An 8,168-nucleotide genomic window follows, 5' to 3' on the forward strand; every position below is an offset into this window, starting at 1 on the left:
GGGTTACTCTTAATGTAAACATTCTGTGCATATACTTATATTCAAGTAGCTTTAAGGTGTGGGCTAAGCGAGGCTAACCTTGAGAGCGATTGCGTAAAGTAAGGATAGAGTTCAAGTTACCTGTACACACACATTCATCGGAGAATCTATGACTTCCAAATTAAGACGAACAAAAATTGTCACTACGCTGGGTCCTTCAACGGATAAGGACAATATACTTGAGGAGATCATCAAAGCCGGTGCAAACGTTGTCCGTATGAATTTTTCACATGGAACCAGTGAAGACCACATTCAACGTGCGAACAAAGTCCGTACCATTGCAGCAAGACTTGGGCGTCAGGTTGCTATTCTTGGTGACTTACAAGGCCCTAAAATCCGTGTATCAACGTTTAAAGATGGCCAAGTCATTTTGAATGTGGGCGATAAATTCACATTAGATAGTGATTTACCAAAAGGTGAAGGCAATAAAGAATCTGTAGGGTTAGATTATAAAGAACTACCGCAAGATGTTTCACCAAATGACATTTTATTACTCGATGATGGACGCGTTCAGCTGCAAGTTACCAAAGTAGAGGGTAATAAAGTTCATACCCGTGTGATTGTCGGTGGTCCACTGTCCAACAATAAAGGGATCAACAAAAAAGGCGGCGGATTGTCAGCCGATGCGCTCACAGAGAAAGATAAAGCCGACATTCTTACCGCCGCAGCAATTCAAGTAGACTACCTTGCTATTTCATTCCCGCGTAACGGCGAAGACATGCATTACGCTCGACGCTTAGCCAGAGATGCAGGCCTTGAAGCCATGTTAGTGGCTAAAGTCGAACGAGCAGAAACCGTCGCGACCAATGAGTCTATTGACGACATTATTCTCGCATCCGATGTGGTGATGGTTGCACGTGGTGACCTTGGTGTAGAAATCGGTGACCCTGAGCTCATAGGTGTCCAGAAAAAACTGATTCGCCGCGCACGCAGTTTAAACCGTATCGTGATTACTGCGACACAAATGATGGAGTCCATGATTACTAGCCCAATGCCAACGCGTGCTGAAGTGATGGATGTGGCCAATGCGGTTCTAGACGGCACTGACGCGGTGATGCTTTCTGGAGAGACCGCTGCAGGTAAATATCCTGTAGAAACGGTCAAATCCATGGCCGAAGTATGTGTGGGGGCAGAAAAAATGTCGGAGGCAAGTCTATCAACCTATCGCTTAGATAGAACCTTCGAAACCGCTGAAGAAACCATCGCAATGGCAACCATGTACTCTGCGAATCACATGGAAGGAATTAAAGCGATGATCTCGTTAACTGAGTCCGGCAGGACTGCGTTGATGATGTCTCGCTTAAGCTCTGGCTTGCCAATATTTGCCTTATCACGGAATGAATCGACACTAAATCGAGCAGCATTATACCGAGGCGTGACACCTGTATATTTCGAGTCAAAAAGTGATGCGGGTTTACCAACGGCTCAAGCAGCGATTACTAGCCTTAAAGAGCAAGGGTTCTTGCACAAAGGTGATTTAGTCATTATTACTCAAGGCGATGTAATGGATGTTGTTGGCTCAACCAACTGCATGCGCATTCTACAAGCGTAGTCGTTATACCTAACCGGAGTTAACCACAAGAACCCGCAAATAAGGCTCCGAAAATGGAGCCTTATTTATATGCTTTGTATATTGCGCACATCGTGAACGTAAGAAGGTTTATGCACTCTCTCTACCATCAATTTCAACATCCAGCTGGTCGTAGAGTTGAACTAGGTTAAACCCAGCTTGAAGCCCAAGTTGATAGTCATGCTCTAGTGACTCTTGGTCACTTAACAAAGAAGAAGAACGAAGTCCCTCTTTAGGCGCAACTTGTAAAATAAAAGTGTCGTCAGGTGGAGCAGATATAAAGGCCTGAGTGAGCTCAAATGTTTGATAATGAATCATCAGCATGTCGGCTAAACCTGAATCAAAATTCTCACCAATCAGATGACTTAAACGATACAAGTTATCGGCACCGAACAACCAACGGCCTCCATTTAACAGCATTTTCCCTGCAAGCTTCGATTGATGTGCTGCATTAATTTTTTGTTGGAAGAACGACGCCCAATCCAGCTTCCACTGATTCACTTTTTGCTGCCATGATTGCTGTACTGAGTTGATAGACTCCCGATACCATTCGACAGGCACATCCCCCACCTCACTTTGGGCTCTCGCTTCAATCTCTGAAAACGGCTCTGTGCGAATGACAATAATGTTGCGAGCATTCTGACGCCACGCTTCTTGAACAGGGATAGAGGCAGACACGCCGCCATCCACAAACTTATTGCCATTTACGTCGACAGGTCCGTGATATAACTTGGGAATCGCACATGTCGCTAGCATAGTGTTAAACCACGAGTCATCCAAGATTGGTAGATATTGATCTGATAGCGTCTCTATATTCGTTACCGCAGCAAACGCCCCTCGTTTTCCCAATGCACTGCGACCTAAATCAAGGTCAAGCTTGTATGGGAAATCTTGAATCCGTTCTAATGCCCACTCTAAACCTAAGTACTGCTGCTTTCGGATATAGCGAAACAGATTAAAAAATTCAGGAGACGTTGTCAGCTCGGTAATAAAAGCTTTGCCCATGCCATGTTGACGACACAAGTAAGAACATAAGTTAAGTGCTCCGGCAGAGGTGCCATAGAATTCATCGAAAGGATCGAAGTTGGAAAGTAAAAAGGCGTCTAAAACGCCAGCGGTAAAAATCCCTCTCTGCCCTCCACCTTGCGTGACTAAAGCAGTTTTACCATGCCTAAAGTGCTCATAAACTTTTACATCAAGCTCTGCATGGCTTTCTGTGATTATACCGCTGTTACGTATCATAGGCTCACGCCGTTTTGTTAAAACGTTTGGTAAAAGTGGTTATCTTAAGCTGTTGTAATAGCAATGATGCCAAATGACAAAAGCACTGCAAAAACAGTCACCACAATGATTAATGCGGATTTTAGATCGTGTTCCATAAACACCTCCTTAATATGTAACAAATTAATAACACCGGTGTGAAATATGTTCAAGATTTGCTTAATTTAGTCGCGCAATTTTGACTAACCCATCACAATTAGCTTAGTCATAATAAGGAGATAGGGCATGAACCAAAAACTCAGCTGGCTAGTAGGAATCATGATGATGAGTACTGCTATCAATGCACAAGCGAATATCATCGTTACGCCATACATAGGCTATACAGGAGGCGGCCAAGTAGAGGATGAAAGTGGTAATACATACGCTCTCGACCCCGCAGTGAATTACGCTCTTTCAGTCGAGACTCCCTTAGAAAAAGGAAGGATCGGATTGTTTTACTCCAATCAATCGACGGAACTTGAAAAGCTGTCCAACTCGGCAGATATACATTATCTGCACTTCCAAAGCAGCATGTACTATCCTGTCGCAGAAAATTGGCAAACCTATATCGGTGTAGGTTTGGGCGCTTCTTATGCCGATGTGGATTGGGTAGACAAAAAATACGGATTTTCGGCTAGCGCTTTTGCAGGGCTGGAATATGAATTTTCAAAGAACTTTGCATTAACGGCCCAACTGAGATGGTTAGGAACGGTCGTTGATAACGATACATCTGGCGCCTGTACTCTACCTAATGACGGCTCAAACTGTATCATTAAGTTCGATACTGATTGGATGAACCAATTCCAATCAAATGTCGGTTTTAGTTTCCGCTTCTAATTTTTATGCATGTTCCTTTGTAGGACTCGTCACAAAGAACGCTGAACGAGTCCTGCACAGAGCCGATAAAGGATATCGTCTAAACACCATTGTTTGGCAAAGTAACGAAGCATCATCTAGATAGGTGCACAAAAGATAGCCGTACGCCCTAATTCATCAAAATAGTCTTAAACACCAAAGCAATTATTAGATCCCAGTTATTTATTCCAGACAAACAACCAACCACCCACACAAAACCACAATCAAACTCAAATTTAACAAGATTAAAACCAGACAACGCATCTGAATTAACATTTAGATTCTATTGCGCTAAGTATTATTAGAAGTTAGTCTGATCAGTGAAAACAGATAAATATTTCAGTTTTATCAAACACACATCAAAATTTTAAGATTAATAATCTACTTTCTCTTACAGTAGCCAGAATATAGCTCTATAAAATTATAAAAAGTTAGAATTAAGGATAGAAAAGCTGATGGATAACAGCGGTCCTTTCTTCCAACTGTTTGCGCAATTATTACTGTGTTACGTAGAGAGCTTCATTCCTCAGGGAGTCTTATAGGAGTCAAATATGAAGCGAGAACAATGGGGATCCCGGGCGGGATTCATCTTAGCAGCAGTTGGGTCTGCTATCGGTTTGGGAAACATTTGGCGTTTCCCATACATGGCCTATGAAAACGGTGGCGGCGCATTTTTTATTCCTTACATTTTTGCCATGATCACTGCCGGTATTCCATTTATGATCCTTGAGTTCAGTATGGGACAAAAATACCGAGGCTCGGCACCAAAAACACTAGCGAAAATTCATTCTAAATTTGAATGGCTTGGCTGGTTCCAAGTTGGTGTGGCTGCAGTTATTGCCGTTTACTATGTGGCTGTTATCGGTTGGTCGATTTCTTACTTTGGGTTGTCGTTCACTCAAGGTTGGGGAACCGATACCAACGCATTTTTCTTTAGTGAATACCTAAAGCTAGGTGACAACTCACCAACAGACTTAGGCAGTATTCAATGGAAGATTGCTTTATCCATGGTAATTGCTTGGGCAATTACTTACACCGCTATTGCCAAAGGCGTGAAATCAGGAATTGAACGAGCATCTAAAATTATGATGCCAATCCTATTCTTGATGGTGATTTTCTTAATCGGACGTATGATTTTCTTGCCAGGAGCTCTAGATGGCGTGAACTACATGTTCGAACCCGATTTCAGCAAAATTTGGGATGTGAAAGTATGGGCAGCGGCATATGGTCAGATCTTCTTTACGTTAAGTATCGGCTTCGCCATCATGCTAGCTTACTCTAGCTACCTACCAGAAAAGTCGGACATAACGAATAACGCGTTTATGACCGTGTTGATCAACTGTGGCTTCTCGATCCTAGCCGGCATCATGATCTTCTCAGTATTGGGTTACATGGCTCAAGAGCAAGGTAAGCCGTTAACAGAGGTGGTATCTGCAGGCGTTGGCTTGGCTTTTGTTACTTTACCTGCGGCAATTAACCTACTACCTGCCCCATATATTCTTGGTCCACTGTTCTTCTTTGCACTGGTGGTTGCTGGTCTAAGTTCGCATATTTCAATTATGGAAGCCGTAACTTCAGCCATTATCGACAAGCTGAAGTGGAGCCGTAAAAAAGCTGCAAATGTTGTGATTGGTATTGGCTTCGTTGTCTCTATGGCGTTTGCTACCAATGGCGGTCTGCTGCTACTCGATCTAGTAGACCACTTTGCAAACAACGTTGGCATCATGGTTGGTGGTCTGGTTGAGATTGTCTTGATGGCGTGGCTATTGAAGCGCGTGCCAGAAGTACGTAATTACGTTAACGAGCGCTCTGATTTCTCTGTTGGTCAATGGTTCGAGATCTGCTTACGCTTCGTTACACCAATCATGCTCGCCATTATCTTAGCGACCAAGCTATACGCCCTAATTACTGAAGGCTACGGTGGCTATGATCTAACTTTAGGCTGGGCACTTATCGCCGCACTCTTTATCTTTGGTCTAGTGATCAACGCAGTGAACCGCAAGGAGACAGCAAAATGACAATCAGCGCAATTATTATGATGGTTATTGGTTTAGGTATCACTTGGGGCGGCGCTGCCGTTTGCATCAAGCGAGCCATGGATAAACAATAACAGTATTGCATTCCAAACAAAAAACGCCGGTATTTACCGGCGTTTTTTTATGTTTCTTTTATTCTAGAAACTGTACTTGATGCCAACGGCGCCGCCAAGTTGCAAGTCAGCACCTTTGTAAAGATCTAGCTCTGGGTGTATTTGACCATAAAGGTCCCAGCCGCGTGATAAATCCCAGTTCACGCCAAGTGGTACTCTCACACCAAACTCGTCATCCCATTCATACCAGCCACCAACGCCGACATACCAAGTCACAGGCATGTTTTGATCGAATGTTCCACGCTTAGCGATGTAATCAAACGCCATACCATCGTTTCCGATAATGCCACGATATTTGTTATCTAACTCTACAACAACACTTAATTGTTGATCGACAGCCATACCAACTGATAGATCCGTTGGTTCGCTTGCCGCCATTGCCGTACTAGAAACTAGTCCCAAAAATAAAATGAATTTGTTCTTCATACACGTTATCAATTATTCAAAAAAACATTATTCGCTATTCAAACATAATGGCGTATCAATATGTCAACGATGGGTAAGCTCGATGTATGAAAAAGCTGACAAAAGTAAAGATGAGTTTAGGATCACACTAAAAAAGGAACTGTCAGTTAATAAAATAGGAACTAAAAAAGGAGGCCGAAGCCTCCTTTTATGCATTACTATGAATGACTGCGATTAACCGTGGTTACGAATCCACTCATCCATTTCAGTTTTTAGGTTATCAGACTTAGTACCGAAGATAGCCTGTACACCACCAGCTACAACTACAACACCAGCAGCGCCTAGTTGTTTTAGCTTGTCTTGGTCAACAGCAGCTGTATCTGCAACTGCTACACGTAGACGTGTGATACATGCATCTAGACCAGTAATGTTAGCTTTACCGCCAAACGCTGCAACCAGTTCACCGCCCATATCAGAGCCAGAAGTTACAGCTGCACTTTCCGTTTCATCTTCACGGCCAGGTGTTTTTAGGTCAAGCGCTGTGATTACACCACGGAACACTACGTAGTAAATTACTGCGTAAACTAGACCAACGGCAATCATTAGCACCATCTTCTGAGCGTTACCAGATAGAACTAGGAAGTCGATCAGACCGTGAGAGAAAGAAGTACCGTGTACAAAGCCTAGAGTGTTCGAAACGATGTATGCAGAACCAGCTAGTAGAGCGTGGATACCGTATAGTAGTGGAGCAACGAATAGGAATGAGAATTCGATTGGCTCAGTAATACCAGTTAGGAATGAAGTCAGTGCAGCTGACGCCATGATACCCATTACTTTTGCACGGTTTTCTGGTTTAGCACAATGAGCAATTGCGATTGCTGCAGCTGGTAGACCGAACATCTTGAACATGTAACCACCCGCTAGCTGACCGAAGCCATTACCAGCAGCACGAGATGCTTCATCAGCAACTAGGTAACAAGTTAGTACACCATTTTGAGCTTCACCGGCAGCGTTAACACAAGAACCTGCTTCGAAGAAGAACGGTACGTTCCATACGTGGTGTAGACCGAATGGGATTAGAGAACGCTCAACAACACCGTAGATACCGAATGCTAGCTGTGGGTTTTGGTGTGCAGCCCAATCAGAGAATGCAGAAATTGCACCGCCAATTGGTGGCCAGATAACAGATAGGATAACACCTAGGATGATCGCAGCAAAACCAGTGATGATTGGCACTGCGCGCTTACCAGCGAAGAAGCCAAGGTACTCTGGAAGTTGGATTTTGAAGAAACGGTTGAATGCCCAAGCAGCCACACCACCGACAAGGATACCACCTAGTACACCTGTATCGATTTTCTCAACACCCATAACGCCCGCCATTACACCTAGCGTTGCCGTCATGATGCCGTAACCAACGATAGCTGCAAGACCTGCAACACCGTCGTTGTTAGTGAAGCCTAGCGCTACACCTACTGCAAATAGAAGTGCCATTTGGCCGAATACTGAACCACCAGCTTGTTCCATAAGATTAGAAACGATCTCTGGAATAAAGCTTAGATGGGCAGCACCCACACCTAATAAAATACCTGCAACTGGTAAAACTGATACTGGAAGCATCAGAGCCTTACCAACTTTTTGCAGGTTAGCAAAAAGGTTCTTAAACATGTTTATGCTCCTGATAAATTTATAAGTATTATTTGGGCACTAACGGCACACCCCCGTAGCCTAAAGGTTAGCACCCAATGAAAATGTAACCACAACTGCATTATATTTTCCGGCTCTAAATATATATTGATGACCCTCAAACTTTCCACACAGTTACGAAATTTAGTTTCAAAACAAGTCTTGGATCACACCCAAAAACAGCCGATGAAAAGGTTTGCATTGCAC

The 8,168-nt window shown here is 43.5% G+C and carries 8 protein-coding genes; 4 read left to right on the forward strand and 4 right to left on the reverse strand.

Annotated features, from left to right (window positions below; translation table 11 throughout):
• The first annotated feature begins 148 nt into the window (after positions 1 to 148).
• Positions 149 to 1,591, forward strand: a complete 1,443-nt coding sequence (gene pyk / locus CAG68_RS13930; RefSeq protein ID WP_151515006.1) for a pyruvate kinase — start codon at positions 149 to 151, stop codon at positions 1,589 to 1,591.
• Positions 1,592 to 1,699: 108 nt separating this feature from the next.
• Here the strand turns inward: pyk and CAG68_RS13935 are convergent, their stop codons facing one another.
• Together CAG68_RS13935 and cydH are read right to left on the reverse strand one after the other, a co-directional pair.
• Positions 1,700 to 2,851, reverse strand: coding sequence for a patatin-like phospholipase family protein (locus CAG68_RS13935; RefSeq protein WP_005372971.1), 1,152 nt, complete (start codon positions 2,849 to 2,851; stop codon positions 1,700 to 1,702).
• A gap of 44 nt (positions 2,852 to 2,895) precedes the next feature.
• Positions 2,896 to 2,988: a cytochrome bd-I oxidase subunit CydH gene (gene cydH / locus CAG68_RS13940; protein ID WP_005372970.1), complete on the reverse strand. Its 93-nt coding sequence runs from the start codon at positions 2,986 to 2,988 to the stop codon at positions 2,896 to 2,898.
• Positions 2,989 to 3,115: 127 nt separating this feature from the next.
• Here cydH and CAG68_RS13945 point away from each other — a divergent pair, with 127 nt between their 5' ends.
• The 3 genes from CAG68_RS13945 (at position 3,116) to CAG68_RS13955 (ending at position 5,834) form a co-directional block, all read left to right on the forward strand.
• Positions 3,116 to 3,706 (forward strand): outer membrane protein, encoded by a 591-nt coding sequence (locus CAG68_RS13945; RefSeq protein ID WP_053349626.1) that lies wholly within the window; start codon positions 3,116 to 3,118, stop codon positions 3,704 to 3,706.
• Positions 3,707 to 4,275: 569 nt separating this feature from the next.
• Complete coding sequence (locus CAG68_RS13950; RefSeq protein ID WP_005372966.1) at positions 4,276 to 5,742, forward strand: sodium-dependent transporter; 1,467 nt, start codon at positions 4,276 to 4,278, stop codon at positions 5,740 to 5,742.
• On the forward strand, positions 5,739 to 5,834 hold the full coding sequence (locus CAG68_RS13955) for a MetS family NSS transporter small subunit (RefSeq protein ID WP_005372963.1): 96 nt from the start codon (positions 5,739 to 5,741) through the stop codon (positions 5,832 to 5,834). The genes CAG68_RS13950 and CAG68_RS13955 overlap by 4 nt, the downstream gene beginning before the upstream one ends.
• A 63-nt stretch (positions 5,835 to 5,897) precedes the next feature.
• On the opposite strand, the gene CAG68_RS13960 is transcribed toward CAG68_RS13955, so the two are convergent.
• Together CAG68_RS13960 and ptsG are read right to left on the reverse strand one after the other, a co-directional pair.
• On the reverse strand, positions 5,898 to 6,299 hold the full coding sequence (locus tag CAG68_RS13960; protein ID WP_053349624.1) for a hypothetical protein: 402 nt from the start codon (positions 6,297 to 6,299) through the stop codon (positions 5,898 to 5,900).
• Between the two features lie 213 nt (positions 6,300 to 6,512).
• The gene (gene ptsG, locus CAG68_RS13965) at positions 6,513 to 7,943 is read right to left on the reverse strand and encodes a PTS glucose transporter subunit IIBC (RefSeq protein ID WP_005372959.1); all 1,431 of its coding nucleotides are present in this window, start codon (positions 7,941 to 7,943) and stop codon (positions 6,513 to 6,515) included.
• Positions 7,944 to 8,168 lie beyond the last annotated feature (225 nt).

This window comes from Vibrio sp. V42_P2S4T144, from assembly GCF_009904715.1.
Classification (GTDB): Bacteria; Pseudomonadota; Gammaproteobacteria; order Enterobacterales; family Vibrionaceae; genus Vibrio; species Vibrio alginolyticus.

Excerpts from the sequence above, each read along its gene's own strand:
- cydH (WP_005372970.1), bottom strand. The coding sequence starts at position 2,988 with ATGGAACACGATCTAAAATCCGCATTAATCATTGTGGTGACTGTTTTT.
- CAG68_RS13955 (WP_005372963.1), top strand. The coding sequence starts at position 5,739 with ATGACAATCAGCGCAATTATTATGATGGTTATTGGTTTAGGTATCACT.
- CAG68_RS13960 (WP_053349624.1), bottom strand. The coding sequence starts at position 6,299 with ATGAAGAACAAATTCATTTTATTTTTGGGACTAGTTTCTAGTACGGCA.
- CAG68_RS13945 (WP_053349626.1), top strand. The coding sequence starts at position 3,116 with ATGAACCAAAAACTCAGCTGGCTAGTAGGAATCATGATGATGAGTACT.
- ptsG (WP_005372959.1), bottom strand. The coding sequence starts at position 7,943 with ATGTTTAAGAACCTTTTTGCTAACCTGCAAAAAGTTGGTAAGGCTCTG.
- pyk (WP_151515006.1), top strand. The coding sequence starts at position 149 with ATGACTTCCAAATTAAGACGAACAAAAATTGTCACTACGCTGGGTCCT.
- CAG68_RS13950 (WP_005372966.1), top strand. The coding sequence starts at position 4,276 with ATGAAGCGAGAACAATGGGGATCCCGGGCGGGATTCATCTTAGCAGCA.
- CAG68_RS13935 (WP_005372971.1), bottom strand. The coding sequence starts at position 2,851 with ATGATACGTAACAGCGGTATAATCACAGAAAGCCATGCAGAGCTTGAT.